The sequence below is a fragment of the Amycolatopsis keratiniphila genome (assembly GCF_000400635.2).
In the GTDB taxonomy this organism is placed as follows: domain Bacteria; phylum Actinomycetota; class Actinomycetes; order Mycobacteriales; family Pseudonocardiaceae; genus Amycolatopsis; species Amycolatopsis keratiniphila.
In genome coordinates, this window is the sequence record NC_021252.1 from 5,851,382 (window position 1) to 5,876,526 (window position 25,145).

At 70.7% G+C, this 25,145-nt stretch carries 24 protein-coding genes; 10 read left to right on the forward strand and 14 right to left on the reverse strand.

Annotation, left to right across the window (positions count from 1 at the left end):
• The first annotated feature begins 67 nt into the window (after positions 1–67).
• Complete coding sequence (locus tag AORI_RS67305) at positions 68–1,057, forward strand: YeiH family protein (protein ID WP_016335587.1); 990 nt, start codon at positions 68–70, stop codon at positions 1,055–1,057.
• Here the strand turns inward: AORI_RS67305 and AORI_RS67310 are convergent.
• Together AORI_RS67310 and AORI_RS67315 are read right to left on the reverse strand one after the other, a co-directional pair.
• Positions 1,035–2,210, reverse strand: a complete 1,176-nt coding sequence (locus AORI_RS67310; protein ID WP_016335588.1) for an MFS transporter — start codon at positions 2,208–2,210, stop codon at positions 1,035–1,037. The genes AORI_RS67305 and AORI_RS67310 overlap by 23 nt on opposite strands.
• A gap of 155 nt (positions 2,211–2,365) precedes the next feature.
• Complete coding sequence (locus AORI_RS67315; protein ID WP_043848236.1) at positions 2,366–3,262, reverse strand: DMT family transporter; 897 nt, start codon at positions 3,260–3,262, stop codon at positions 2,366–2,368.
• Here AORI_RS67315 and AORI_RS67320 point away from each other — a divergent pair.
• Together AORI_RS67320 and AORI_RS67325 are read left to right on the forward strand one after the other, a co-directional pair.
• The gene (locus AORI_RS67320; protein ID WP_016335590.1) at positions 3,261–4,685 is read left to right on the forward strand and encodes an aminotransferase-like domain-containing protein; all 1,425 of its coding nucleotides are present in this window, start codon (positions 3,261–3,263) and stop codon (positions 4,683–4,685) included. The two genes, AORI_RS67315 and AORI_RS67320, sit on opposite strands and share 2 nt — an antisense overlap.
• Before the next feature lie 36 nt (positions 4,686–4,721).
• Positions 4,722–5,420, forward strand: coding sequence for a Crp/Fnr family transcriptional regulator (locus AORI_RS67325; protein WP_016335591.1), 699 nt, complete (start codon positions 4,722–4,724; stop codon positions 5,418–5,420).
• 18 nt (positions 5,421–5,438) lie between these two features.
• On the opposite strand, the gene AORI_RS67330 is transcribed toward AORI_RS67325, so the two are convergent.
• A complete protein-coding gene (locus tag AORI_RS67330; protein ID WP_016335592.1) occupies positions 5,439–6,035 on the reverse strand; it encodes a hypothetical protein in 597 nt (198 codons plus the stop codon).
• A gap of 174 nt (positions 6,036–6,209) precedes the next feature.
• Between AORI_RS67330 and AORI_RS67335 the strand changes: the two genes are divergently transcribed.
• On the forward strand, positions 6,210–7,706 hold the full coding sequence (locus AORI_RS67335; protein WP_043848237.1) for a sialidase family protein: 1,497 nt from the start codon (positions 6,210–6,212) through the stop codon (positions 7,704–7,706).
• Between the two features lie 67 nt (positions 7,707–7,773).
• Here the strand turns inward: AORI_RS67335 and AORI_RS67340 are convergent, their stop codons facing one another.
• The 5 genes from AORI_RS67340 to AORI_RS67360 form a co-directional block, all read right to left on the reverse strand.
• Positions 7,774–9,183 carry a DHA2 family efflux MFS transporter permease subunit gene (locus tag AORI_RS67340; protein ID WP_016335594.1) on the reverse strand — a complete coding sequence of 470 codons (1,410 nt, stop codon included), beginning with the start codon at positions 9,181–9,183 and terminating at the stop codon, positions 7,774–7,776.
• An 89-nt stretch (positions 9,184–9,272) separates the two neighbouring features.
• Positions 9,273–9,740 (reverse strand): hypothetical protein, encoded by a 468-nt coding sequence (locus AORI_RS67345; RefSeq protein ID WP_016335595.1) that lies wholly within the window; start codon positions 9,738–9,740, stop codon positions 9,273–9,275.
• A gap of 1 nt (position 9,741) precedes the next feature.
• Positions 9,742–10,014 carry a DUF1905 domain-containing protein gene (locus AORI_RS67350; RefSeq protein ID WP_016335596.1) on the reverse strand — a complete coding sequence of 91 codons (273 nt, stop codon included), beginning with the start codon at positions 10,012–10,014 and terminating at the stop codon, positions 9,742–9,744.
• 214 nt (positions 10,015–10,228) lie between these two features.
• On the reverse strand, positions 10,229–10,735 hold the full coding sequence (locus AORI_RS67355) for a flavodoxin domain-containing protein (protein ID WP_043848991.1): 507 nt from the start codon (positions 10,733–10,735) through the stop codon (positions 10,229–10,231).
• An 88-nt stretch (positions 10,736–10,823) separates the two neighbouring features.
• On the reverse strand, positions 10,824–12,032 hold the full coding sequence (locus AORI_RS67360) for a nitric oxide synthase oxygenase (RefSeq protein ID WP_016335598.1): 1,209 nt from the start codon (positions 12,030–12,032) through the stop codon (positions 10,824–10,826).
• 375 nt (positions 12,033–12,407) lie between these two features.
• Between AORI_RS67360 and AORI_RS67365 the strand changes: the two genes are divergently transcribed.
• Positions 12,408–13,424, forward strand: a complete 1,017-nt coding sequence (locus AORI_RS67365) for a CobW family GTP-binding protein (RefSeq protein ID WP_016335599.1) — start codon at positions 12,408–12,410, stop codon at positions 13,422–13,424.
• A 289-nt stretch (positions 13,425–13,713) separates the two neighbouring features.
• Positions 13,714–13,980 carry a hypothetical protein gene (locus AORI_RS67370; protein ID WP_016335600.1) on the forward strand — a complete coding sequence of 89 codons (267 nt, stop codon included), beginning with the start codon at positions 13,714–13,716 and terminating at the stop codon, positions 13,978–13,980.
• Between the two features lie 56 nt (positions 13,981–14,036).
• Here AORI_RS67370 and ligD read toward each other — a convergent pair whose 3' ends face one another.
• Genes ligD through AORI_RS67385 form a run of 3 tightly spaced genes read right to left on the reverse strand, consistent with a single transcriptional unit; the run spans position 14,037 to position 17,311 of the window.
• Positions 14,037–15,044: a non-homologous end-joining DNA ligase gene (gene ligD, locus AORI_RS67375; protein WP_016335601.1), complete on the reverse strand. Its 1,008-nt coding sequence runs from the start codon at positions 15,042–15,044 to the stop codon at positions 14,037–14,039.
• Positions 15,041–16,120, reverse strand: a complete 1,080-nt coding sequence (locus AORI_RS67380; RefSeq protein ID WP_016335602.1) for an ATP-dependent DNA ligase — start codon at positions 16,118–16,120, stop codon at positions 15,041–15,043. Before AORI_RS67380 ends, ligD begins: the two co-directional genes overlap by 4 nt.
• 39 nt (positions 16,121–16,159) lie before the next feature.
• Positions 16,160–17,311 carry a DUF1015 family protein gene (locus AORI_RS67385; protein WP_016335603.1) on the reverse strand — a complete coding sequence of 384 codons (1,152 nt, stop codon included), beginning with the start codon at positions 17,309–17,311 and terminating at the stop codon, positions 16,160–16,162.
• A gap of 111 nt (positions 17,312–17,422) precedes the next feature.
• On the opposite strand from AORI_RS67385, the gene AORI_RS67390 reads away from it, so the two are divergent.
• Positions 17,423–18,943: an MDR family MFS transporter gene (locus AORI_RS67390; protein ID WP_016335604.1), complete on the forward strand. Its 1,521-nt coding sequence runs from the start codon at positions 17,423–17,425 to the stop codon at positions 18,941–18,943.
• Positions 18,944–19,018: 75 nt separating this feature from the next.
• Here the strand turns inward: AORI_RS67390 and AORI_RS67395 are convergent, their stop codons facing one another.
• Positions 19,019–19,909, reverse strand: a complete 891-nt coding sequence (locus AORI_RS67395) for a TIGR03854 family LLM class F420-dependent oxidoreductase (protein WP_016335605.1) — start codon at positions 19,907–19,909, stop codon at positions 19,019–19,021.
• 138 nt (positions 19,910–20,047) lie between these two features.
• Here AORI_RS67395 and AORI_RS67400 point away from each other — a divergent pair, with 138 nt between their 5' ends.
• Positions 20,048–20,794 (forward strand): thioesterase II family protein, encoded by a 747-nt coding sequence (locus tag AORI_RS67400; protein ID WP_200870931.1) that lies wholly within the window; start codon positions 20,048–20,050, stop codon positions 20,792–20,794.
• On the opposite strand, the gene AORI_RS67405 is transcribed toward AORI_RS67400, so the two are convergent.
• On the reverse strand, positions 20,784–23,495 hold the full coding sequence (locus tag AORI_RS67405; protein WP_016335607.1) for an ATP-binding protein: 2,712 nt from the start codon (positions 23,493–23,495) through the stop codon (positions 20,784–20,786). The two genes, AORI_RS67400 and AORI_RS67405, sit on opposite strands and share 11 nt — an antisense overlap.
• Before the next feature lie 112 nt (positions 23,496–23,607).
• On the opposite strand from AORI_RS67405, the gene AORI_RS84065 reads away from it, so the two are divergent.
• Both AORI_RS84065 and AORI_RS67415 read left to right on the forward strand, forming a co-directional pair.
• Positions 23,608–24,204: a hypothetical protein gene (locus AORI_RS84065; protein WP_016335608.1), complete on the forward strand. Its 597-nt coding sequence runs from the start codon at positions 23,608–23,610 to the stop codon at positions 24,202–24,204.
• Positions 24,201–24,713 (forward strand): YceI family protein, encoded by a 513-nt coding sequence (locus AORI_RS67415; RefSeq protein ID WP_016335609.1) that lies wholly within the window; start codon positions 24,201–24,203, stop codon positions 24,711–24,713. The genes AORI_RS84065 and AORI_RS67415 overlap by 4 nt, the downstream gene beginning before the upstream one ends.
• On the opposite strand, the gene AORI_RS67420 is transcribed toward AORI_RS67415, so the two are convergent.
• Positions 24,714–25,145 (reverse strand): DUF6292 family protein, encoded by a 432-nt coding sequence (locus AORI_RS67420; RefSeq protein WP_016335610.1) that lies wholly within the window; start codon positions 25,143–25,145, stop codon positions 24,714–24,716.

Genomic DNA, 25,145 nt, shown 5'->3' on the forward strand with positions numbered 1-25,145 from the left:
CAAGTGTATGACCTACCCCCGGTATTCCCGGCTACCGAGGCCATCCCGGCCGGGCGAAGCTCGAACCATGAGCACCACGCACGCGAGACCGACGAAGCCCTACCTCACCGCCCTGGCCGTCACCGGCGCCGGGGTGGCCGCCGCGTACCTGGCCGGCACCGCTTTCCCGGTCGTCAGCGCGCTCACCATCGCCGTCGTGCTCGGCATCCTCACCGGCTCGCTGTCGTCGGTGTCGGAGGAGACCCGGAAGGCCATGTCCGGGATCACCAAGAAGCTGCTTCGCGCCGGTGTCGTGCTGCTCGGTCTCCAGCTCTCGCTCCCCGCGGTCCTCGCGCTCGGCCCCGGGACCCTGCTCGCCGTCGTGCTCACGGTCGGCATCACGTTCCTCGGCACGATCGGCCTCGGCAGGCTCCTCGGTGTGCCGCGTGGCCTGGCGATGCTGGTCGCGACCGGGTTCTCGATCTGCGGCGCGTCCGCCATCGCCGCCATGGAAGGCGTGGTGAAACGCGAGGACTCCGACGTCGCGACCGCGGTCGCGCTGGTCACCTTCTACGGCGGGCTCGCCATCGCCGCGGTCCCGTTGATCGGCGGCTGGCTGCGGCTCGACGCGGCCCGCGTCGGCGAATGGGCCGGGCTCAGCGTGCACGAGGTCGCGCAGGTCGTCGCCGCGGCCACTCCCGCGGGCGGCGCCGCCATCGCGGTCGCGATCGTGATCAAGCTCAGCCGGGTGGTCCTGCTCGCGCCGATGGTCGCCGCGGTCGGCGTGCACGAACGGAAGCGTCCGGTCGACGGCAAGCGGCCGCCGCTCGTGCCGCTGTTCGTCCTCGGCTTCCTGGCGATGGCCGCGTTGCGCAGCACCGGGATCGTGCCGGGCGTCGCGCTCGACGTCGCCAAGATCGCCTGCACCCTGCTGCTGGCCGGAGCGCTGTTCGGGCTGGGCTGCGCGGTCCGGATCGGCACGCTCGTCCGCACCGGCGGCCGGGCCCTGGTGCTCGGGCTGCTCTCCACCCTGCTGGTCGGGACCACCGCGCTGGTCACGCTGACCGTGCTCGGCTGAGGACCGCGACCGCGAGCAGCGCGACCACGCCGCCGGTGACCATCACGGCCGGGACGGACACCGCGTCGACGACCAGCCCGCCGAGCAGCGCGCCCGCCGAAAGGGTCGCCTGGAACGACGAGGTGAACAGCACCGACGCCGCCTCGGGCGCCTGCGGAGCCGCCCTCGCGAACCACGTTCCCGAGCAGACCGGGACGGCACCGTAGGCGAAACCCCAGATCACCAGCAGCGCGAGCGCGCCCGGTTCCGTGTCGCCGAGGAACGGCAACGCGCAGGTCACCACGCCGATCAGGCCCGCCGCGGTGAGGAAGGTCAGCCGGAGGTCGCGTGCGATCGCCGCGCCGGCCACGAAGTTGCCGGCGATCCCGGCGGTGCCGTAGACGAACAGGAAGACGGTGATCAGCTCCGGGCTCACCTGCGTCACCTGGCGCAGGAGCGGCGTGACGTAGGTGTAGGTCCCGAAATGGGCGAGCACGACCAGCACCGTGACGGCCAGCCCGAGCCGGGTCGCCCGCTGACGGGTCATCTCGCGCAGGACGCCGAGCCGGGTCGCGCCCGTCGACGGCAGTGGGGGCAAGGCCCACGCCAGCGCGGCGAGGACACCGGCCGTGAACACCGCCATCACGGCGAAAGCCGCCCGCCAGCCGAAAAGTTCGCCGAGGAAGGTGCCCGCGGGCACGCCCAGCACGGAGCCGAGCGGCACGGCGGAGAAGATCACCGCGGTCGCCGTGCCCGCGCGTTCCGGGCCGACGAGCCGGGCGGCGAGCCCGGACCCGATCGCCCAGAAGGCGCCGATCACCAGCCCGACCAGGACTCGCGAGACGAGCACGGCCCAGTACGCGTGCGCCGTCGCCGCGAGGACGTCGGACAGGGCCAGCACCACCATCAGCGCGCACAGCAGGTTCTTGCGGTCGAGCCGTCCGGCGGCGACGGTGACCGCCGGGGCCGCGAGCGCGGCGAGGAAGCCCGGCAGGGTCATGGTCAGGCCCGCCGTCCCCGGCGTGATCCGGAAGTCCTCGCCGATCGGGGTCAGGAGGCCGATCGGCAGGATCTCCGTGGTGACGAGGGAGAAGATCCCGAGCGTCACCGCGAGGACGGCGAGCCATCCCTTCAGCGGGGTCCGCGCGGAGGTGTCGAGGGTCGAAGCGGTCATGTGCTCCAGCCCATCACCGCGCGGGCACCGCGGTCTGGCGGATTCGCGACGTTGATCTAGCTGCGGGGGCTGAAGGGGACTTTCCCCGCGTCACATGCGACGAAAGCGTCCTTCACCGCGTCGCATGCGGCGATGGGCCCCTTCAGCCCACGGGTCTAGGTACGGGACCGCTGGGTCACGACGATGCAGGCGACGACGATCAGCGCGGTCACCGGCGCGGCGGCCGGGAGGTGCTCGCCGAGCAGCAGGACCGCCCAGACCAGCGTGAACAGCGGCTGGGCGAGCTGCAGCTGGCTCGCCCGCGCGACACCGATCTCGGCCATTCCCCGGTACCAGGCGAAAAACCCGCCGAACTGCGAGATCAGGGCGACGTACAGCAGGCCGACGATCCCTTCGCCGGTGATGTGCAGCGGCTCGGTCGCGAGCCCGAAGACGGCGAACGCGCCGGTGACCGGCAGCGCCATCACCAGCGCCCAGGCGATCACGTGCCAGCCCGCCATCTCCCTGGCCAGCCTGCCGCCCTCGGCGTACCCGAACGCGCACAGCACTAGCGCGCCGAACAGGAAGAGGTCCGCTGTGGACAGTCCGCCGCCGCTCTGCGCGACGGTGAACACCACGACCGCGCTCGCGCCGACCGCGGCGGCGAGCCAGAACCGGCGGGACGGCCGGTTCCCGGTCAGCTTCGAGGAGATGACGGCGGTGGCCAGCGGCAGCAGCCCGATCACCACCGCGGAATGCGCCGTCGACGACGTCTTGAGCGCGAGCGTGGTCAGGATCGGGAAGGCGAGGACACAGCCGAGCGAGACCACGGCCAGGCCCCGCCACTGGTCGCGCCTCGGCAGCGGGACCCGGAAGACCCGGAGACAGGTGCCGGCGACCAGCGCGGCCAGGACGCTGCGCAGCCCGGTGGCGGTCCACGGGTCGAAGCCCTTGAGCGCCCACACGGTGGCGGGGAACGTGAACGAGAAGGCGAGGACACCCAGCGCCGCCAGCGCGGTCCCGGAGCGGACCGCTACTGCCCGGTCCGCGATAGCGCTATCATCCAGTCTCATGTCCGATGGTAGCAGCGTCACCAGCCTGGTCACACAGCTGCGGTCCACTTTGGAGCGCTATCCGGTCGATGGAAAGCTCCCGTCCAGCCGGGAGCTGGTCCGAGAGCTGAAGGTGAGCCCGGTGACGGTGTCGCGCGCCATCGCTGCGCTGGCCGCCGAAGGACTGGTGATCACCCGCCCCGGGGCCGGCGTCTTCCGCGCGCCGCCGCCGCGTGAAGCGGCGGTGTCCGGCGACGTGTCGTGGCAGGAGGTGGCGCTGAGCTCGCGGTCCGGCACCCGCGCGATCGACGCGAGCGGCGTGCTCACCGCGCTGAGCGATCCGCCGTCGGGCGTCATCGACCTCAACGGCGGGTACACGCATCCGAGCCTCCAGCCGGAACGCGAACTCGCGGCGGCGTCGGCCCGCGCCGGCCGCCGTCCCGGCGCGTGGACGCGGCCGCCGATCTGCGGTCTGCCCGAACTGCGGGCCTGGTTCGCCCGCGACATCGGCAGCCCGGTGAACGTCGAGAACGTGCTGGTCACCTCGGGCGGGCAGAGCGCGCTGACCACGGCGTTGCGCGCGCTCGGCGCCCCCGGCGCGCCGGTGCTGGTGGAATCCCCGACGTACCCGGGGATGCTGGCCATCGCGCGGGCGTCGGGGCTGCGGCCAGTCCCGGTGCCGATCGACCGCGACGGCGTCCGGCCCGGACTGCTCGCGGACGCCTTCCGCGACACCGGTGCCCGGTTGTTCGTCTGCCAGCCCGCGTTCCAGAACCCGACCGGCGCGGTGCTGTGCGCCGAGCGCCGCGCCGAGGTGCTGCGGATCGCCCGTGACGCGGGTGCTTTCGTGATCGAGGACGATTTCGCCCGCCTGATGGCGCATCCCGGCAGCCCGGCGCCCCCGCCGCCGCTGGTGGCCGACGATCCCGACGGGGTCGTGGTGCACATCCGCTCGCTGACGAAACCGGCGTCGCCGAGCCTGCGGATCAGCGCGCTGGCCGCCCGCGGCCCGGCGCTGGAACGGTTGCGCGGCCTCCACGCCGTCGAGAGCTTCTTCGTGCCGCGGCCGTTGCAGGAAACCGCGCTCGAACTGGTGAGCTCTCCGGCCTGGGCCCGGCACCTGCGGACTCTCGCGGCCTCGTTGCGGGAACGCCGCGATGTGGCCGTCTCGGCGCTTCGGGAGTTCCTGCCGTCCTGGCGAGCCGTCCCGGTCCCGACCGGGGGCTACCACCTGTGGCAGCCGCTTCCCGGCTTCGTCGACGAAGTAGCGCTGACCAGTGCCGCTTTCCGTGCGGGAGTAGCGGTCACCCCCGGCAGGATGTACTTCGCGGCCGAGGCTCCGGGCCCCTATCTGCGCCTGAGCTACGTCAGCGCCGCGACAGGCGCGCAGCTGCGCGAAGGGGTCCAGCGCCTATCCCAGGCGTACCAGGAGCTCCCCGGTTGACGTCTCGTACGATCGCGCACGGAGGCGACGAGAGGCATGACTCAGCCCGCGGCGGAGCCGCACGATTCACCCGGCAGGCTCTGGGAGCTGCTCGACGACGGCCAGCGCAAGGCGCTGCGGGCCGAGGCCGAACTGCGCCGGTACCCGGCGGGAACGGTGATCATCCGCGAGGGTGACCGCTCGGACTGGGTGCTGATCCTGATGACCGGGCGGGTCAAGATCACGTCGGTGTCCACCGGCGGCTACGACGCCGTGCTGGCCGTGCGCGATCCGGGCGACATCATCGGCGAGATGGCGTCGATGGACGGCAGCCTGCGCTCGGCGACGGCGATCGCCGTCGAGCCGGTCACCGGGCTGTGGCTGTCGGCGCGGGCGTTCAACTCCGTGCTCCGCGAACAGCCCGGTATCTCCGTGGTCCTGCTCCGGATCATCACCTCACGTCTGCGTTACGCCAACTCGCGCCGCACCGAATTCGGGGACAGCACCGCCGCCGAACGCATCGCCGCCATCCTCGTCGACCTCGCCGAGCGCTACGGTGTGCCCGTCGCCGACGGCACCCTGATCGCCCTGAAGATCAACCAACGCGACCTGGCGGGACTCGCGTCCGCGTCGCGGGAAGCCGTCGCGCGCACCCTGCGGGCCTTGCGCGCCGACGGGCTGCTCAGCACCGGCCGCCAGCGGCTGGTCGTCCGGAGCCTGAACGACCTCAGGCAGCTGGCACCCGACGACCGCTGAGCCGCCGCGGCAGCGCCCTCATCGGCGCACGGCTCTCCAGCGAAGCAGGGTCCGATGGCGTTCCACCCGCGCCCCGAACCGGGTGAGCGTTTCGTGCACGGCCGGGTCGCCGGGGTCGAACATGACGCGGTCGCGCACGAGGGCGCCCAGTTCGATGATCAGCGGCCCCGCCAGGTCGTCATGGACCCTGAGAATCGTCAGCGAAGCCAGACCGCTCTGCTTCTTGTGCCAGGCCAGGACGTCGACGCGGACCGGCGCCCTCCGGAACCGGCGCACGCCCATGGCGACGAGCCCCGCGACACCCTGGCACAGCGATTCCAGCACCAGGAACGGCATCAAGAAGAGCCCCAGCAGCAAGTAGATCGGGACATGCACGAGTGCTTCCAAGAAGACCAGCAGCCCGAAAGCGCCCGTCGCCACCTTGTCCAGAGGTCCGTTGTCTTCGGCCTCGTCTCGAGCCTTGGGTTCGTCGTCGAGGTAGAGCCCCCAGTCCGGGGTGAGCTTGTAGTGCCGGTAGCCGCCGGCGAGCCCAGCGAACGGCTGGACCCACCGGCGCCACGGGGCGAACCGGCGATCGACCGCCCATTCGCGCCCCTCCGGATCGAACACCTTCATCGCCCTCCCCCTCTCGATCTCGCCCCGTGTCGGCGGGATCGAGCTTGGCAGGAAAAACAGCGTCGTTCTGCGTCACCTGACACAGAACGCGAGATCGGTTGTACGCGCCTTGTACGACCGAAAAGGACGCTGATGCCCCGTCACCCGGAAACCATCCAGGACGGAGCAAATCCCTTGAAGATCTCTCGCGTCGCACAGGGCCTGTTCGCGGCCCTCGTCGCCATCGCGGCGGTCGGCGCCTTCCCGGCCACCTCATTCGCCGCGACCGCCGCCGTCGGGAACACGGTGGTGTACAAACAGAAAACAGAAGGTTACGACTGCTTCAGAATCCCCGCGATCGTCAAAGCGAACAACGGTGAGCTGCTCGCCTTCGCCGAAGGCCGCAACGGCGGCGCCGGCTTCTGCAACGACCGCGGTGACATCGATCTCGTCGTGAAACGCTCCGCCGACAACGGGAAGACCTGGAGCGCCCCGAAGATCGTCATCGAAGGTTTCGGTGACACCAAAGGAAACCCGACACCGATCGTGATCCCCTCCACCGGGCGGATCGTGCTGCTCTCGGTGATGGAATGCGTCAAGAACCCGGACTGCAACCGGATTCCGCGCGTCTCGATCAGTGACGACCACGGCAAGACGTGGACCGCGCCGAAGGTGCTCACCACGCAGCTCGGGTTCGCCACCGCGCCGGGCTGGCTCGCGACCGGCCCGTCGCACGGCATCGTGCTGACGCGCGGCGCGCACGCCGGCCGGATCGTCGCCGGGATGAGTTACACCATCGACGGCAAGAACAGCGGCGCGCTCGTCTACAGCGACGACCAGGGCGTCACGTGGAAACGCGGCGCCACCGACACCCCGGCGACGACGGCCGGGCTCAACCCGCAGGAGATCAGCGTCACCGAACTGCTCGACGGGCGGGTCTACGCCGCGGCGCGCAACCAGGCCAACAACGACGACAAATGCTTGAGCGGAGGCGCGAAGAACCGTGCCTACGCCATCAGTTCCGACGGTGGCGCGAGCTTCTCCACCAAGTTCACCTTCGAGGAGGACTTGATCACGCCGGTGGTGCAGGCTTCGACCGCGCGGATGACCGCGACCGACAAGGCGGGCAAGTACAACCGGATCCTGTTCGCCGCGCCGTCGGTCTGCGACCGCCGCAAGGAACTCGTCGTGCGGTCGTCGTTCGACGAGGGCGCGAACTGGCAGGGCAACTCCGCCGGAACCCTGGTGTGGAGCGGTGATGCCGCGTACTCCGACATGGTCCAGCTTTCGTCGGGCTCGGTCGGCGTGCTGTACGAAGCGGGCCCGGCGGGCAACGCCAACGAGACCATCCGCTTCTCGACCGTCACCGAGACGACCCTCGGCGCCCCGGTGTGCGGTGGCGGTTACGGCGTGATCGACTCGGCGCCCCTCGGGACGGCGGGCACGGTTTACCTGTCCTACAACGCTTCCAACGGACAGAACTGTGTCAGCACGATGAAGAGCGAAGCCGCGGGCACCGCGACCGCGACGTCGGCCTACCTCGAGGTGTCGGGGTCGGCCCGGATCACCGACTCGGGCTCGTTCTCGTGGTTCGCCGGTCCGGTGCGGACGGCCGCGGCGGGCAAATGCGTGAAATGGGGCGGTTCCGCGGGCGGGATCAAGTACGACAGCCCGTCCGAACACTGCGGCTGAGCCGGGCGTCCGTGAAGGCCTCCTTGAGGGACTCTGGGTCCCTCAAGGAGGCCTTCACGGACCGAACTCACGCGCGGCGCGTCACCCACCAGAGCCTCGTGCCCAGCAGCGCGGCGATCGCGGCCGCGGCGGTGAGCCACCAGAACGTCGCGCGGAAGGCCGCATCCCCGCCCGCGGGCAACAGATTCGCCAGTACGACGGCGAACAGGGCGGTCCCGGCGGCGCCGCCGACCCGGCTGACGATGTTGATCTGCGCGGCGGCGTCGGGCAACTGGTCCTTGGTGACGGCCGCGTATCCGGCCGTCGTCGCGGGCATCAGCAGGAAGGCCACGGCGATTCCCCTGGCCAGCAACAGGATCTGCACGACCGCACCGTCGGGCGGGAAACCGCCGATGGCGAAGGGGACGGTGGTGGCGAGCGTCGCGACACTCCCCCAGGCGGCCACCAGACCCGCGCCGTAGCGGTCGGTGAGCTTGCCGGAAATCGGCAACGCGATCGCCGAACCGAACCCGAGCCCCATCAGCAGCAGCCCCGTCTCGACGACCCCGCTCCCGCCCAGCACCTGGAAGTACAGCGGCAGCAGGAAAAGCGCGCCGAACAACGCGGGCGCGGCGAAGAAGGACAGCGCGACCGCCGCGGTGTAGACGCGGCTGGAGAACAACGTCAGGTCCATGACCGGGTTCTCCCGGCCCCACGACCGCCGCACGAACACCGCCAGCAGCACGACCCCGGCGACGAGCGGCACCAGCACTCCCGCGCCGAATTCCTCGCCACCCTCACCCCAGGTGGTGAGCCCGTACAGCAACGCCGGGATTCCCGCGCTCACCAGGACGAAGCCGAGCCAGTCCGGCCGGGTCGCCGCGCCCTTCTCACCGCGAGGCACCAAGCGCAGCCCGAGGACCAGCGCGATCGCGCCGACCGGGATGTTGATCAGGAACAGCCATTCCCAGGAGAGGCCGCGCAACAGGACCCCGCCGAGAACCGGGCCGAACGTCGGGCCGACGCTCATCACGATGCCCAGCGTCCCCATGACACGGCCGAGCCGGGCGGGACCGACCGCCTGGCCGAGCACCGTTTGCCCGGCGGGCAGCAGCAGACCGGCGGCGAGGCCTTGCAGCACCCGCAGCCCGATCAGCCAGCCGACGTTCCCGGCCAGCGCGCACAGCACCGAAGCCACGGTGAACGCCGCCAGCGACACCAGCCACACCCGGCCCGCACCGAAGCGGCGGCTCAGCCAGCCGCACAACGGCAACGCGACCGCCAGCGCGACCAGGTACGCGGTGAAAACCCATTGCACGGAAGCGATTCCGGCGCCGAGTTCGCGGGTGAGCGTCTCGGCTCCGACCGCGAGGACCGTGGTGTCCAGCATGGTCATGAACGCGCCGAGCACGATCACCCAGGCCATCCGCCAGGCCTCGGCCGGAACATTGTCCGGCGGCGGGACCGTGTTCGCCCGCCGTTCCAGCGAAACAGCCATCGGGATGTTCTCCTCACGTGCCCGGGGATCTTGACCCGGCTCACGCTAAGACCTCGACTTAACTCAAGGTCAAGTGAAGAACACCTCGATCACTTCGGCGGCCGCAGCCGCGGGGAAAGCTTGGTGAGCGCCAATTCCTCCAGCCGGCTCGAGATCTCCGCGAGCCCGGCGTCGAACCGGTCCAGATCCACCCCCTTCTCGGACAGGTCTTCGCGAACGTGCTTCTCCACCTTCGCCCAGTCGTTGCGGTACCGGGTGGCGAGTTCCTTCCACGGCACACCGGCCAGCCCGGCGGTGAGGCCGTCGTCGTAGGCGAGCACGCCGCGCTCCATCAGATACGCGATGCCCGGGTACCCGAGGTATCCCTGCCAGTAGGACCCGTTGTCGTTGGCCGTGATCGATCCCGCGGCCGGATCGTGGCGGACGTCGTAGGTCTTGGCCTTGTCCGACGACGTCACGCGTGCCGTGTCACCGTCGATCTCGACGCGCCCGTCGGCCACCGCGCCGAGCGCCTCGTAGATCTTGATGACCGGGGACGGCTTCCATGCGGTGGCCAACTCAGCCCTCGAGCCTTTCGAGCAGCACGATGTCGACGGTGTCACCCTCCTCTTTGCCGATCGCCTTGCGCACGTCGGCCTTCACCGGCAGCTTGTGGGTGCCGTCCCCCAGCGCCATGAACGAACTCCGGAACGGGTGCCCGTCGATCGTCCCGCGCACCTTCACCAGTCCCCTGGTGCCGAAGAACTCGGCGGAGCCGGGCATGATCACGTACGTCCAGCCGCCCTTCTCCGGGCTCTTGAGCAGCTTCGCGGTGAACTGTTTCTTGTCCATGGATCCACCCTACGACAGTGGACCGACGAAACCAGACACTCAGAGGGTGACCGCGGAGCGGAGGTGCACTCGGAAAAGTGCCATACGCGTGAACCCGCCCGGCCGAAGGCCCCGCTATCGCGGTGGCAGGGCGCCCGATCCGCCGTCGTGACGTGCTTTTACCAGCGAGCGCCCTGCCGACGTCGATCGCGGACGCGGGTTCACCTGCAAACGCTCAGAGGGTGACCCGGATGCGCACGCGGCGGCCGACATCGCGGGCCCACGCCCGGATCGACGGCCAGTCCCGGAAATCGCCCGCCCACGGGCCCGCGGCCATGATCTTCCAGAACAGGCCGCTCGCGGTGTCCGGGGTGAGCTTTCCGCCGAAGGTGGCCGTGCGTTCGGCGTCGATCCTGGCGGCCAGCAGGGCGACCCCGGCGGGCAGGCTCACCCGTTTGCCCGCGGCGAGCGGCCCGCAAGGCCCGCTGTGGAACAACCAGACGGGGCGGTTCCGAAGCGCCTCTTCGTGCTCGGTGAGCAGGCGGACCGCCTCCGGGCGCCAGCGCCGGTGATACAGCGCGCTGCCCACGATCACCGCGCCGTACGGCTCGACATCCTCGACTTCGGCCGCGTCCAGCAGATCGGCCGTCAGCCCGCCTTCCCGCAGCTCGGCGGCGATCACCTCGGCGATCTCCTTTGTCCCACCGGATCTGCCGGCGTGGACGACGAGCACTGCGGTCATGTCACCATTGTCCGCGCGGCCGCAACCCGTGCCGCCGTTCAGCCCATCGACACGCCGCATTCGGCTCACCTCTTCACCCGTCGGAGCGCTACCCGGGAGGCAGGAACGCCGGCCGCACGGCCGGGTCGGGTTCGTCGTAGTAACGGTGGAACACGGCGGTCTGCCCGCCGGACAGCGGGGGGACGATCCAGCTCCACTCGGCCTGGCAACGGCGTCCCGCGCGCTCCTCCTTGGCGATATGCGTGAGGAACCGCCGCGATTCGGTGTGGTGGTCGGCGACGGTCACGCCCGCCGCGTCGAAGGAGTGCTGGACGGCCAGCGTCAGTTCCACCAGCGCGCGATCACGCCACAGGGTGCGCTCCGACTCCGTCGACAGACCCATCAGATCGGCGATCACCGGCAACAGGTCGTAGCGGTCGGCGTCGGCGAGGTTGCGCGCGCCGACCTCGGTGGCGAGATACCAGCCGTTGAACGGCGCCGCCGGATAGGTGATCCCGCCGATGACCAGCCGCATGTTGCTGATCGCCGGTACCGCGTGCCAGCGCAGGCCGAGCCCGGCGAACCACCGGTGGTCGGGATGCGACAACGGGACCTCCAGCACGGCGTCCTGGGGCAGCCGGAACAGGCGCCGTTCCCCCGGCTCGGTCTCGATGAGGAGCGGGAGGATGTCGAAGGACCCCTTCCGTTCCGGCGGACGCCAGCCGTGCTCCCGGACGGTCTCGGTGAAGTCGGCGTGGCGCGGATCGCCCAGCACCGAGCCGTCGCCGAGCCGGTAGCCCGCGTACCGGACGAGCTGATCGTTGTGGATCTTCGGACCGGGCCCCGCCGGGCCGTCCGGCGCGAACACGGTGATGGTCGAGCGGATCCGGCCACCCCTGGTCGCCTCCCGCAAATGGGTGACGCACTCGTCTGCGATGGCGGCGGCGCCGTCGACGTCGCGGCGGTCTCGCACCTTCAACCCCTGCCAGTACAGCCTGCCGATGCACCGCGCGGAGTTCCGCCAGGCCACGCGCGCGCCGAATTCGAGCTCGGTGGTCGTGTGCCGGTAGGTACCGGTCGCGCCGATCTCGGCACGGACCCGGTCGAGACGCGCGTGCAGTCGCGCCTGCCCGCCCTCCGTTTCGGCGTGGAAGAGCCGGAGGAACTCCTCGGCCTCCGCCACGTCGACGCTCCGTTCCCGCGGCCGCACCTCCGGAGGCAAGCGAGGGATATCCGTCACTCGCATGGACGCCGTCGCCACCTCGGCCTCCCACTCTCCGAATTCGACGCCGGCACCGGCGGCGGGAAAGATCACCATTCCTCCTGCACTCGGAAATGCCCGGAGGCTCATGCCCGATCGGCGAGCTGGCCGGGTCCGGACCAGACGAAAGACGATACCCCACAGAAAGACGGCCACGATCCACCAAATGGCAGAAGCTTCGACCGCGATGACATTTCGCCAGGTAGAAAGCTTGCTGGCGACAATATTTGGAATTGCGTAAGACTTCGCGGGATATTCACCGAATTTCTTCGAACGAAATGATCACAGGCGGCCAAGATCACTTTATGATCGTCATTAATCACTCTTTCGAGCGTATTCACCCGCCAGCCCTTCTACTCTTTCCCCGTACCGGTGTATTGGCCCGCTTCCGCCGTCGCTAGAGTGCGGGAAGGTCCAACGGAAAGGAAAATCGTGGTCGACAGGCGGATTCCGGTCATCCTGGTCGCGGGCTTCCTCGGCTCCGGCAAGACCACCCTGCTCAACCATCTGCTGGCCAACCGGCAGGGTGCGCGGATCGGGGTCGTGGTCAACGACTTCGGCAGCATCGCGGTCGACGCGATGGCCGTCTCCGGCCAGGTCGACACCATGATGTCGTTCGGCAACGGCTGCCTGTGCTGCGCCGTCGACGCGAGCGGCCTCGACGCCATGCTCGCGAAGCTTTCCGAGGCCGAGGCCGGGATCGACGTCATCGTGATCGAAGCCAGCGGGCTCGCCGAACCGCGTGACCTCATCCGTCTGATGATCGCCAGCGAGAACCCCGTCATCGCCTACGGCGGCCTGGTCGAACTCGTCGACGCCGCCGAGTTCGAGTCGACCAGGAAGCGACACCCGGAACTGGACGAGCATCTCGGGTTCGCCGACCTGGTCGTGCTCAACAAGACCGACCGGGCTGACGAGGAGACCCTGGCCAAACTGCGCGGCACGATCGACGAGATCGCACCCGGCACGCCGGTGATCGCGACCTCCCACGGCCGGATCGACCCCACCCTGTTCTTCGACGCCCGGCCGCGCGAACGGGTGGGCCAGATGTCGTTCGACGACCTCCGCGAGGAGGAGCACGACCACGAGCACCACTTCCACACCGCGTACGACAGCGTCGCCTTCACCACCGAGCGTCCGCTGGACCCGCGACGGCTGATGGACTTCCTCGAACAGCGCCCCGGCGGGCTCTACCGGATCAAGGGTTTTCTCGACTTCGGCCCGAATGGCGCGCGGTCCCGGTTCGGCCTGCACACGGTGGGCTCGTTCATCCAGCTGGAGCGGTCGGCGTGGCCTTCAGGCCGGCCGCGCCGGAGCGAGCTGGTGCTGATCGGTTCGGGCATCGACACCGAGGCCGTCACCGCACGCCTCGAGGCCTGTGTCGCGGACGACCCCGAGGTCGTCGACGAACGCGGCATGCTGCGGGTGCTGCGGTTCATTCAGGACTGAAGCGGGCCTGAAACGCCGAAGGGCCACGCTACCCGCCTCGCTCGCTCACCAGCCGATCTCGCGTGTCTGGGCCCGCATCTCACGTGATCAGAGGCGAAACTCGCGTGATTGGGCCCGTTACGCCTCCAAACACGCGAGTTACGCCTCCAGACACGCGTGTCCTCTGTTCGGGCACAGGGATCGCGAGACACGCCGAAGGCCGAAATACCGGGAATCACGGCGCGTCTGCTTGACACTGTTTTCCGGAAGGAATCTCGAGCTGGACCACCTGTATCGGGAGGACAGTTCCATGACGAACACCGCCGGACGCTGGTACCTGGTCGGCGCGCTGCCGGAGGACTCCCCCGCCGCGCATCTGATGACCCGCTCCGAAGACCTCCGGTACCGGCGTTCCGCCTGCGGGGACAAGGAATCCCGGCTGTGGACGCCGGTGGATCTCACCACCACCGAGGTCGCCCCGTGCCCGCGCTGCGCCGCGACCCTGCCCGGCCACCGGTCCAGCCGCAAGGCCGAACCCGCCGTGAACACGCAACTCGCCTTCGACCTGCCACTCTGACCGCATTTCGTCCTCTGAATGCGGTAGTTGCGCGCGCAAGGACCGCATTCAGAGGACTAAATGCTTTCTTTCTTCGCCCTGCTCGGCGCCACCCGGGGCGGCTCGTTCGGCATCTTCGGGTAGACGGGCGGCCAGGGAGCGTCCATGAGCCCGTTCGCCATGTCCTTCCGGGACATCTCCAGCAGCGGCTCGATCGACTGTGGTTCCGTTGCCGCCCAAGGGTCTCCGCGTTCGGCGAGCCGAGCGGGCACAGTGGACAGAGTGAGCTTGTCCGGCTCGACGGTCTCCAGTTCGTCCCAGCCGATCGGCGTCGACACCTGCCCGCCGACCCGCGGGCGCACGCACCACGCGCCGAACACCGTCTTGTGCGGCGCGTTCTGGTTGAAGTCGACGAACACGCGGGAACCGCGTTCTTCCTTCCACCACTGCGCCGTCATCTCGTCCGGGTGGCGGCGTTCGAGTTCCCGGGCGAGCGCGACGGCGGCCGCGCGGACCTCGTAGCCGTCCCACTTCGGCTCCAGCGGCACGTAGAGATGCAGGCCGCGCGAGCCCGAGGTCTTCAGCTGCGCCGTGATGCCCAGCTCCTCCAGCAACGCCTTCGTGAGGACGGCGCCATGCCGCAACTCGGGGAACCCGATCCCCGGCGACGGGTCGAGGTCGATGCGCAGCTGGTCGCTGATGTCCGGCGCGTCGGCCCGGTTCGGCCAGACGTGGAAACCGAGGCAGCCCTGGTTCACCGCCCAAATGACATGCGCCAGGTCCCTCGCCACCAGCGCGTCCGATGTGGTCCCGTTCGGAGTGGACACCACCGTCGTGGTCAACCAGCCCGGCGCGTTCTTCGGGACCCGCTTCTGGAACCAGGACTTCCCACCGGCGCCGTCGGGATAGCGCTCCAGCAGCAAGGGCCGGTCGCCGAGCTGGGCCAGCAGCGGGACCGAGACCGCGCGGTAGTACTCGACGAGGTCCAATTTGGTCTCACCGCGCTCCGGGAAGTAGACCTTGCCCGGATTGGACACCGTGAACTCGACGCCGTCGAGATCCAGCGTGACCGGCTCCGCTTTCATGCTTCCCCCAGCTCGGTGAACAAGGTGGCCAGCTCGGCGGGCGGGACCTCTTCGAGCTGCGCGTACGTGCACGAGGCCGGCTCGCGATCGGGACGGAAGCGCACGAGCCTCCCGCCGTGCCGGAACCGGGTGCCCTCGACGTGTTCGTAGCGGACCTCGGCGACCCATTCGATGCGGACCGGCTCCCAGCTCAGGTCCTTCTTCGGCGCCCACCGGCTGCCCGCGCCCGGCATCCGGCCGCCCGCCTCCTCGTGGGCCACGGCCCACTCGCGCCAGGGATGGTCCTCCAGCGCGTTCTCCCGCAGCGGCGCGAGCTCGTCCACCAGCTCACGGCGCCTCGCGGCGGTGAAACTGCTGGCCACGCCCACATGGTTCAGGACGCCCTCGTCGTCGTAGAGGCCCAGCAGCAGCGACCCGACCCCGGCCCCGTCCTTGTGCCACCGGAAACCGGCGACGACGCAGTCCGCGGTGCGCTGGTGCTTGACCTTCCACATCACCCGCTTGTCCTGCTCGTACGGCGCGTCGGCGGGCTTGGCCATCACGCCGTCGAAGCCCGCGCCCTCGAAGCGGGTGAACCAGTCCTGTGCGACGTCGGGATCCTCGGACAGCGGGGTGAGGTGCACCCGGGCGAATTTCGTGTCGACCACGCTTTCGAGCAGCTTGCGCCGCTCCCCGAACGGTTCCGGCGTGAGATCCCGGTCTTCCAGGGCGAGCAGGTCGAACACGACGAAACTGGAGGGTGTCTCCTCGGCCAGCTTCTTCACGCGGGACGCCGCCGGATGCAGGCGCAGCTGGAGCGCCTCGAAATCGAGCCCGCCCTCGGTGACCAGCACGATCTCGCCGTCGACGACGCAGCGCTCGGGCAGCGCGTCCTTGAGCAGCTCGACCAGCTCGGGGAAGTACCTCGTCAACGGCCGGTCGTTGCGCGAGCCCAGCACCACCTCGTCGCCGTCGCGGAAGACCACGCAGCGGAAGCCGTCCCACTTCGGCTCGTACAGCAGCCCCGGCGTGCGCGGCAGTTCGTGCACGGCCTTGGCCAGCATCGGCTTGACGGGCGGCATCACGGGCAGTTCCACGAGGCGATCCTAAGCCGCGCCACCGACAAAAGCGCGACGTCAGAGCCCGGCCAGGAGGAGTCCGCTGCGCGGTTTCGGGGTGAAGTAGGTGGCCTTCCTCGGCATCCGCGCCCCGGCCGCGTGCACGGCGAGCACCTCCGCGTACGGGACCGGGGCCAGCAGCAGCACCGCGTCCGCGTCTTCGGGCACCGGCACGCCGGGCAGCAGCGGACGCACGTTCGGGCCTTCCGGATCGACCCCGAGCGCCCCGCGGAGCAGCTCCTGTTCGACCACCGCGTGGTCACCACCCGCCTTGCCGAGCGACACCCGGAATGCCGACGTCCCCGCCACCACGGTCACCTCGCCCGCCTCGGACGGCGGCTCCGGCGGGCCGGGGTGGACGTCGTATCCCGCCTCCGTCCAGCGCCGGACCAGGGTGTCCGCGTCGAGGCCGGTGCCGGCGAGCACCCGGTGGATGGGCCCGATCCGCAACCCCGGCCCGCCGGTGACCAGCGCCAGCAGCGCGCCGCGCCCGGAGGCCGCGGCGGCCGCGACACGGTGGTTGCCGTCCGCGACCAGGAGATCCAGGCCGTCCAGGGTCGCCAGCAGCCCGTCCTGGTCTTCGCCGGGACCGGTGAGCCACAGTTCGTGTTTGCGGCCCGTGCCGTCCACTGTGGACAGGCTGGGCACCCGGCCGCGGCAGGTCCGTTCGATCAGCGCGGTCAGCTCGCGGCCGCCGGTCGCGGGGACCAGCATCGCGGCGCTCGTCGCGACACCGAGCCCGGCGAGCATCGCGGCCCGTTCCGCGACGACGTCCGGATAGACGTCCTCGGTGTGCCGGACCCGGGTGACGCCGTCGTCCCGGACCGCGGCGGGGTCGACGAGGCAGAGCACGCCCAGCGCGACCCCGTCCGGCCCGTCGATGCGATACGGGGCGACCACCGAGGAGACCGGGCGATAGTGCCGCTCCCGGATCCGCTCGAACGTCGCCCCGGCCTGCGGCAACGCGGCCTCGATCGACAGCCCGCCCGCCAGCGCGGCCGGGGTTCGGGCCGGATGCTGCACCGCCAGCAGGCTGTCGCCGCGGGCCCCGGCGAGCGCGGCGGCCACGCGGTCCGGGTCGGCGAACTCGTCGACGTCGGGCCCCGGGACGGTGTCGCGGACTACCCAGCCACGGTCGATCGGGCGGATCCAGGTGCTCATCCGATCCATTTTGCGGGATGGCTCACGGGATAAATCGGTCCCATGACCGGGTGTCTCCATGGAATGCTTACCCATGCGAAGTAGTTGACGTCGTTCATGAGCCTGAGGAGACCGTCACAGATGACCACCCCGGCCCCGGTCACCGCGAAGGAAGGGGTCGGTTTCCGGTCCGAACGCGGCCCCGTCCTGATCGCCGTGATGCTGTGTTCCGGCCTGATCGCGCTGGACTCGACCATCATCGCCACGGCGGTGCCCTCGGTGGTCGCCGATCTGGGCGGGTTCTCGCAGTTCCCGTGGCTGTTCTCGATCTATCTGCTGACCCAGGCGGTCACCGTCCCGCTGTACGGCAAGTTCGCCGACGTGCTCGGCAGGCGCCCGGTGATGTTCTTCGGGATCGCGGCGTTCCTCCTGGGCTCGGTGCTGTGCGGCGCGGCCTGGAGCATGCCGGTGCTGATCGCCGCCCGCGCGGTGCAGGGCATCGGCGCGGGCGCCATCCAGCCGATCGCGCTGACCATGGTCGGCGACATGTACACCGTCGAGGAACGCGCGAGGGTGCAGGGCTATCTCGCCAGTGTGTGGGCCATCTCGTCGGTGGTCGGGCCGACGCTGGGCGGGGTGTTCGCCGAGTACCTGGACTGGCGCTGGATCTTCTTCATCAACCTGCCGCTCGGCGCGCTGGCGGCGTGGATGCTGTTCCGGAACTTCAGCGAACGCGTCGAACGCCGCTCGCACCGCATCGACTACCTCGGCGCCACGCTGCTCACCCTCGGCTGCTCGCTGCTGATCCTCGGTCTCCTGGAAGGCGGCGTCGCCTGGGGCTGGGCGTCCGCGCCGAGCCTGGGGATCTTCGCCGCCGCGGCGGTGCTGCTGGTGGCGTTCGTGTTCGTGGAGCGCAAGGCCGAAGAGCCGGTGCTGCCGCTGTGGATCTTCACCAAACGGACCCTGATCGGCGGCAACCTGGTCGCCGTCGTGGTCGGCATGCTGCTGATGGGCCTGACGTCGTATCTGCCGACCTTCTCGCAGGGCGTGCTCGGCACCGGCGCGCTCGTCGCCGGATTCGCGCTGGCGGCGCTGACCGTCGGCTGGCCGATCTCGGCGTCGCTGGCGGGCCGGATCTACATGCGGATCGGGTTCCGGGACACCGCGCTGATCGGCAGCGGGGCGGTCATCGCGGGCGCGGCGCTCACGGTGTTCCTGGCCGCGGGCTCGTCGATCTGGCTGGCGGCCGCGGCCGCGTTCGTCCTCGGGCTGGGACTGGGGCTGGCGTCGAGCCCGACGCTGATCGCCGTGCAGTCCACCATCGGCTGGGAACGCCGCGGCGTCGTCACCGCGACCAACATGTTCAGCCGCTCGCTGGGCAGCGCCGTCGGCGTGGCGATCTTCGGCGCGATCGCGAACGCGACCTTGGCGAACCGCTTCGCCAGCCCGCCTGCCGGGGTCACCGGCCTGCCGTCCGGCGTCGACGCGACCAGTGTCGTCCTGGAGGGCAACGGCCCGGAAACCCCGACGACGACGTTCGTGCGGGGCGCCCTCGCGGACGCCACGCACCACGTCTTCCTGGCGATGCTGGTGGTCGCCGTGCTCAGCGTCGGCGCGCTGCTGCTGATGCCGCGGCGGACCGAAGAGCTGAAGTTCGACTAGCGCCTCGGTGCGGTGGGTCGTGAGTGGCGTTTCGGGTTCTAACCCGAAACGCCACTCACGACCACGGTGACCCACTCAGTTCTGCAGCGGGACGGCGTGCTCGACGAAGTTCTCCACGAACCGCTCGATCGGCTCCGGCCCGGCCGGGTACAGCACGAACTTGCTCAGCCCGGCGTCGATGTGCTCGGCGATCAGGTCGCGGGCGGCGCTCCAGCCGTCCGCGATCAGCCGGGACGGGTCCGCGCCGGACCGCGCCGTGACCGAAGCCGCGAGTGTGTCAGGGATCCCGTCCTCCGCGACGAAGAGACCGATCCCGAAGTGGTCGGCCTCGATTTCCCGGCCCGCCTCGGCGGCGGCCTCCTGGATCGTCTCGCGGCCGGCCCTCGTCTCCTCCGGCGTGAGGAAACTGGCCAGCCAGCCGTCCGCGAGCCTGCCGACCCGCCGCAGCGCGCCGGGTGCCTTCCCGCCGAGCCAGAGGTCGAGCCGGTTGACCGGGGTGAGGCCGAAACCCGCGCCTTCCACGCGGAAGAACTCGCCCTCGAAGGTCACTTCCTTCTGTTCCAGCAAGGCCCTGACCAGTAGCAGCGACTCGTCGAACACCGCGGCGCGGCGGCCTCGCGGCACCGGGAACAGGGGCAGTTCCGCGGCACGCGCGGGCTTCAGGCCGAAGACCGGGAGCACCCTTTTCGGCGCCAGCGCGGCGAGGGAGGCGAGCTGTTTGGCGACCAGCACCGGATCACGGCCCGGCAGCACCATCACCCCGGTGCCGACCTTCAGTTTCGTGGTGCGGGCGAGCGCGTGCGTCAGCCCGACGACCGGATCGATCCTGGGCGAGTACACCGCCTCGGGCAGCCAGAGCGAATCGACGCCGGCCCGCTCCAGCAGATCGACCGCGGCACCGAACTCCTCCGGCGCCGTCCCGGTCCCCAGCCCCACGCCGATCCTGATCTTCAGGTCCTCCGCCACATCCGCTCCCATCCGCCGAGCCCCGGTGTCCAGTGTTCCCAGCGTGAACAACCCCGCACAAGGATGGACTCATTCCGCGGATCCCCCGTACATTCCAGTGTCGTGCGGGTCGTTCCCGCACGGATTGGGGGATTTTCGATGGCAGGACGTGCTCTGAGCAGTTGGACGCGCTGCTTCCATCCGGCGCCGTCGGCCGGGATGCGGCTCCTCGCCTTCCCGCACGCCGGCGGGTCCGCGAGCGCGTTCCGCTCGTTTTCGGCCGCGCTCTCACCCACCGTCGAGGTGCACACCGCCCAGTACCCGGGACGGCAGGACCGGATGGGCGAGCCGGTCATCGACGACCTGCACGCCCTCGCCGAGCAGCTGGTGGACGTCGTCGCCGCGTTCCGGCAACCGTTCGCCCTCTTCGGCCACAGCATGGGCGCCATCGCCGCGTTCGAGGTCGCGCGGCGGCTCGAAGCGCGGGGCATCGTGCCGACGGCGTTGTTCGTCTCGGCCCGCCGAGGCCCGGACGTGCAGAAGGAAAGGGCGCACCACCTCGCCGACGACGACACCTTCCTCAAGGAGGTCAGCCGTCTCGGTGGCACCGATCCCACGATCTTCGACGACCCGGACATCCGCGCGCTCGCGTTGCCCGCCCTGCGCGGTGACTACAAGGCCGTCGAGACCTATCGGTACCGGCCCGGACCCGACGTGAGCTGCCCGATCGTGGCGCTCGCGGGCGACGCGGACCCGGTCCTGGAGCTGCCGGACGTCGAAAACTGGGCCGAACACACCAGCGGCTCCTTCGAGCTGGAAGTGTTCCCAGGCGGGCACTTCTTCCTCGAAGACAACCTGGACGCCGTCGTCGCGCACATCCTCGGCAAGCTGACCGTCAGTCCCTGAGGCCTTCCCTGCTCGCCCACGCGACGACCTCGGTCCGGTTCGCCAGACCCAGTTTCGCCAGGATGCTCCGGACGTGGCTTTCCACCGTACGTTCGGAAAGCACCAGTTTCTCGGCGATCCGGCGGTTGCTCAGCGCGTCGGCGAGCAGGGTGACGATCTCGCGTTCCCGCCCGGTGAGCGGGTCCGCGGCGCGGCGTCCGGCGCGGATCCGGTCGAGCAGCGCCGCCGCCCGCGCGAGCGGTCCCGGCATGGCCAGCCGCCGGAATTCGTCGAGGGCCTCGCGCGCGATCCCTTGCGCACGAACGAAATCGCCTTTGGCGACCAGGGCTTCGGCGAGCAGCAACCTCGTTTGGGCGACGCCGGGCCGCGCGCCGATGCCTTCGTTGATCGTGATGGCCCGCTCGGACAGCCGCACCGCCTCGTCGTGGCGGCCCAGCAGGGCGTTGAGCCGGGCGGGGTGTTCCAGACTGGATCCGGTGCAGAAGACACCCGCGCCGCCTGCCACGATCGGCCGCACCTCTTCGAGGCGCCGCAACAGGTATTCCGCCATCTCGACGTCTCGAAAGGCCTCGACCAGCGGTATGAGGTTGGGCAGCGCGCCGGTGGCGTGCAGCGCGAATTCCGGGCTCCGTACCAGCGGGACCAGCTGTTCGTAGCGGACCCTCGCCTCGTCGAGGTCGCCCGCGAGCAGGCTCAGCAACGGGCGCGAGACCAAGGTGACCGGTAGACGCGGTGCCCGGTCCAGCAAACTTGCGTAGTCCTCAGGCAGGTCGCCGGGATCGCCCGTGAGCAGCATGAGCTGGGTGCGGAACGCGTACGACATCCCTTTCGCGGAGAAATCGTCCGCGAGTTCGGTGTCCGCCAGTTCCTCCGCCGCGAGATCCAGTTCGCGCGCCCCGGCCAGATCTCCGCGCAACGCCAGCACCGAACTGCGCAGCCGCAGGTCGTGCCAGCGCACCAGCGGGAGCCTCGTGAGCCGCGCCAGCGTGGTCACCGCGACGAGTTCGTCGTCGACGAGCGCCATCCGCCCGTCCGCCAAGGCCGTGTCGATCCGCCATTTGTGGCCCCATAAGGAAACCAGCGGCTGCCGGGTGCGCGAGCCCAGTTCGGCGGCGAGCGCGCCGAGCCGCAGCCGTTCGGACAGCGGCAGCCTGTCCGGGGCGACCTTCATCCGGGCGCGGACGGCGTCGACCAGCGCCTCCGGATCGCCTGATCCCTCGGCGAGCGCGAACGCTTCGTCGGCGAGCTTCTCCGCGTCGGCGAACCGGCCGTAGTCGGCTTCCACCGACGCGCTGTGCGCCAGCAGGCGTGCCCGCGTCGCCCGGTCGACCCCGCCGGCGGCGAGCGCGCGGACGGCGAGGTCGCGGATGCCGGGCAGGAGATCCGGCGCCGCGACGTCGCGGACCACCAGCGCCGCACGGGCGAGCAGCCCCGCGTCGGCGGCGCGCCGGGCATGGTCGAGACTTCGCGCGAACCGGCCGGTCCGGTATTCGGCGACGGCCAGGTCGAGCAACAGCGCGGCACGGTCCACTTCGGACAGTCCGGCCTTCGCGCGCGCGTCGAGCGCCATCGCGAGGAAGCGCGCCGCTTCGTCGAAGGCCAGCGCCCGGTTCGCTTCCGCGGCCGCGAGCGCCGCCCACTCGGCCGTCTTCTCCGGCTCGGTCGCCGAGCGCAACCAATGCCCGGCCACCGTTCCGGCGAGCGCGGGTTCACGCCGGGCGTGCCCTTCGAGCGCGGCCGCGGCCCGCCCGTGCAACGTTTCCCGTTCGGCTTGGCCGAGATCCGCGTAGATCCCGTCGCGCACGACGGCGTGCGCGAACCGGCCGGAACCCAGTACCCCTGCCTTTTCGGCTTGATCGAGCCCGTCCGCGACCTCGACGGCCGGCAGGCCGGACACCTCCGAGAGCAAGGTGGCGTCGACGTCCTCGCCGAGCACCGCCGCGATGGCGAGCAGCCGCCGCACCTCTGGATCGAGGGCGGCCACCGCGGTCCGCACGAGGTGGCCGAGTTCCGCTCCCCCGGCAGAACGCGCGATCGCGCCGAGATAGAGCGGGTTCCCGCCGGAGCGGCGATAAGCCTCGCGTACTCCGTCTTCGGCCAGTCCGGTGAGCAGCGCCCGCGCGTCGGACTCGGCCAGCGGCGGCAGCGAGATGCTCCGCGCGCCCGGACGGCGCAGGAGATCCGGCAGGGCCGCGTCGAGTGCGGGAGTGTGCCCGGTGTCCCGATGCGTCGCGACCACGGCCAGTTTCGAGCGCCGCAACTCCCCCGCCAGATGCCGCAACAGCCGCAACGACGCCTCGTCGGCCCAGTGCAGGTCTTCGAGGACGACGACCAGACCCGCCGGTTCCGCCGCGGCCACCAGCGCGTCCGCCGCGGCGGCCACCAGCCGGAACCGCGCCGCGTGGACGTCGCCGGCACCCTCGGCCTCGGCGAAAGCGGTCTTCACGGCCGAATCGACCGACGGCAGCGCCTCGACGACGCGGCGCCACGGCCACAGCGGCGGCGCACCCGGATCGTCGGCGCACCGGCCCCACACCACGGCGGACACGGTGGCCGTCGCCTCCTCGACCAGCCGGGTCTTGCCGATCCCGGGCGGCCCCGAGACGAGCACCAGCCCGCCGGACCCCGCGGCGGCGTCGGCGAGCCTGCCGCGCAGACTCGCCAGTTCGCCCTCCCGGCCCACGAACGGTTCCCGGTTCACGCAAGGAGTATCGCTCTCCGGGCTCGATTCCGTACCGCCCTGCGTACTGGCACTGATGTCCGGCGGCCGCCGGGAGCGCAGAGTCGGCACGTCCGACGGGAAAGGAAAGCCCATGTACGCCACCGTCCATCAGTTCCGGCGTTCGCACGCCGACGAGTCCGCGGGCTGGGGCCACGCCCTCGCCGCCGAACTCCACCCAGGCACCGGTTCGCCGGGCACCTGCACCCTCGCCCAGGTCGGCGGCCTGACCGGGCTCGTCGTCGCGTTGTGGCGCGACCGCGGGTCCGCGCTCGCCGCCGCCGACCGCCGCGTCTCCCGTGTCTTCGACGCCCGTGTCTACGCGGTCACCGACGTCGAAAGCGGCGCGGCCGAGCCCAGGATCGCGCAGGCGACCTGGTTCGACCGGCCGCTCAGCCAGGCGGAGGCCGACGCAGCCCGGTTCGGCGGGCACGAACGGATCCGGCCCGCCGTACGAGGGCTCGACGGGGTCGGCGGCTTCTACGTCCTGACCGCCGAAGACCGGTCCAGCCTCATCCTCGGCTTCACCGAGTCGATCGAGGCGATGGAGGCGGTCCAGAAGACGATCATGGCCACGGAACTGCTGCCCGGCGAGGATCCGGCGCTGCTGCCGGGTCCGGACCGGATCGACGTCCACCGTGTGCTCCACACGTCCCTGCCCTCGCTCGGCCTGGTGGGTGAGCCGCGATGACCGCCGGGACGTCCGCGCGGGTCGGCACGTGGACCGTGCTCGCCGACCGGACCTCGGCCACGTTCACCGTCCGGAACTTCGGGTTCCGCGTGGTCCACGGCTCGATCCCGGTCGAGCTGGGCTCGGTGCGGGTCTCGGCCGACGGCGTCGTCGCCGTCGAAGCGGCGCTGGACCTCGACAAGATCGACACCGGCAACGCCAAACGCGACGCCGACCTGCGTAAACCCGGTCTGCTGGCGATCGACGCGCATCCTGTGCTGACCTTCGCGGCGGACCGGATCGAAGAGGGCCCGGACGGATGGTTGGTCGAGGGCACCCTCGGCGCGCGCGGCGAGTCCTGTCCCCTCACGGTGACCGCGACCGGGCCGGCGGACGACGGCGACGGCACCTGGCGGGTGCTCGCCGGTGCCGTCTTCGACCGGCGGGCGATCGGACTCCGCGCGCCGAGGTTCCTGATCGGCAGGGAGATCACGATCGCGCTCGACGTGGTGCTCGCCCCGCCGGGCTGATCAGGCCCAGGCGGCGAGCTCCTTGGCGAGCGAGGAAGGTCCGGTGGCGGTGCGCAACGCCGGCGGGCCGGGCCAGCAGTCCTGGTGGTCGCCGGTCCGCAGGCTCTCGGCGAACCTGGCGACCAGGCGCGGATGCGACGCCACCGTGCGGCCGCCGAGGTAGGCGACGACGACGTGGTGGTCGTCGTCCGAATGCGTCGCCACGGCGGCCGACCAGCCGTGCTCCTCGTGCCACATCAGGTCGACGTCGCGCTCGGGGAAGCCGGGGAGGCGCCAGTTCAGCCTGAGCTGGGCGGTGACCGGACCGGCGAGGTCGACCGTGCCCGAATCCCGCGGTATCCCCAGTGCCGCGGCCACGTCCTCCAGGTAGGCGTTCAGCCTGGTCATGAGCTCCAGACCTGCTTCCGTGGGCGCGGGGGTCGAGGTGGTCAC

What these genes read in the sequence shown, in the direction of transcription:
- AORI_RS67370 (WP_016335600.1), top strand. Translation starts at nt 13,714, where the DNA reads ATGACGAACACCGCCGGACGCTGGTACCTGGTCGGCGCGCTGCCGGAG.
- AORI_RS67330 (WP_016335592.1), bottom strand. Translation starts at nt 6,035, where the DNA reads ATGAAGGTGTTCGATCCGGAGGGGCGCGAATGGGCGGTCGATCGCCGG.
- AORI_RS67315 (WP_043848236.1), bottom strand. Translation starts at nt 3,262, where the DNA reads ATGAGACTGGATGATAGCGCTATCGCGGACCGGGCAGTAGCGGTCCGC.
- AORI_RS67355 (WP_043848991.1), bottom strand. Translation starts at nt 10,735, where the DNA reads ATGACCGCAGTGCTCGTCGTCCACGCCGGCAGATCCGGTGGGACAAAG.
- AORI_RS67325 (WP_016335591.1), top strand. Translation starts at nt 4,722, where the DNA reads ATGACTCAGCCCGCGGCGGAGCCGCACGATTCACCCGGCAGGCTCTGG.
- AORI_RS67310 (WP_016335588.1), bottom strand. Translation starts at nt 2,210, where the DNA reads ATGACCGCTTCGACCCTCGACACCTCCGCGCGGACCCCGCTGAAGGGA.
- AORI_RS84065 (WP_016335608.1), top strand. Translation starts at nt 23,608, where the DNA reads ATGTACGCCACCGTCCATCAGTTCCGGCGTTCGCACGCCGACGAGTCC.
- AORI_RS67400 (WP_200870931.1), top strand. Translation starts at nt 20,048, where the DNA reads ATGGCAGGACGTGCTCTGAGCAGTTGGACGCGCTGCTTCCATCCGGCG.
- AORI_RS67350 (WP_016335596.1), bottom strand. Translation starts at nt 10,014, where the DNA reads ATGGACAAGAAACAGTTCACCGCGAAGCTGCTCAAGAGCCCGGAGAAG.
- AORI_RS67340 (WP_016335594.1), bottom strand. Translation starts at nt 9,183, where the DNA reads ATGGCTGTTTCGCTGGAACGGCGGGCGAACACGGTCCCGCCGCCGGAC.
- AORI_RS67415 (WP_016335609.1), top strand. Translation starts at nt 24,201, where the DNA reads ATGACCGCCGGGACGTCCGCGCGGGTCGGCACGTGGACCGTGCTCGCC.
- AORI_RS67320 (WP_016335590.1), top strand. Translation starts at nt 3,261, where the DNA reads ATGTCCGATGGTAGCAGCGTCACCAGCCTGGTCACACAGCTGCGGTCC.
- AORI_RS67360 (WP_016335598.1), bottom strand. Translation starts at nt 12,032, where the DNA reads ATGGTGATCTTTCCCGCCGCCGGTGCCGGCGTCGAATTCGGAGAGTGG.
- AORI_RS67305 (WP_016335587.1), top strand. Translation starts at nt 68, where the DNA reads ATGAGCACCACGCACGCGAGACCGACGAAGCCCTACCTCACCGCCCTG.
- ligD (WP_016335601.1), bottom strand. Translation starts at nt 15,044, where the DNA reads ATGAAAGCGGAGCCGGTCACGCTGGATCTCGACGGCGTCGAGTTCACG.
- AORI_RS67385 (WP_016335603.1), bottom strand. Translation starts at nt 17,311, where the DNA reads ATGGATCGGATGAGCACCTGGATCCGCCCGATCGACCGTGGCTGGGTA.
- AORI_RS67390 (WP_016335604.1), top strand. Translation starts at nt 17,423, where the DNA reads ATGACCACCCCGGCCCCGGTCACCGCGAAGGAAGGGGTCGGTTTCCGG.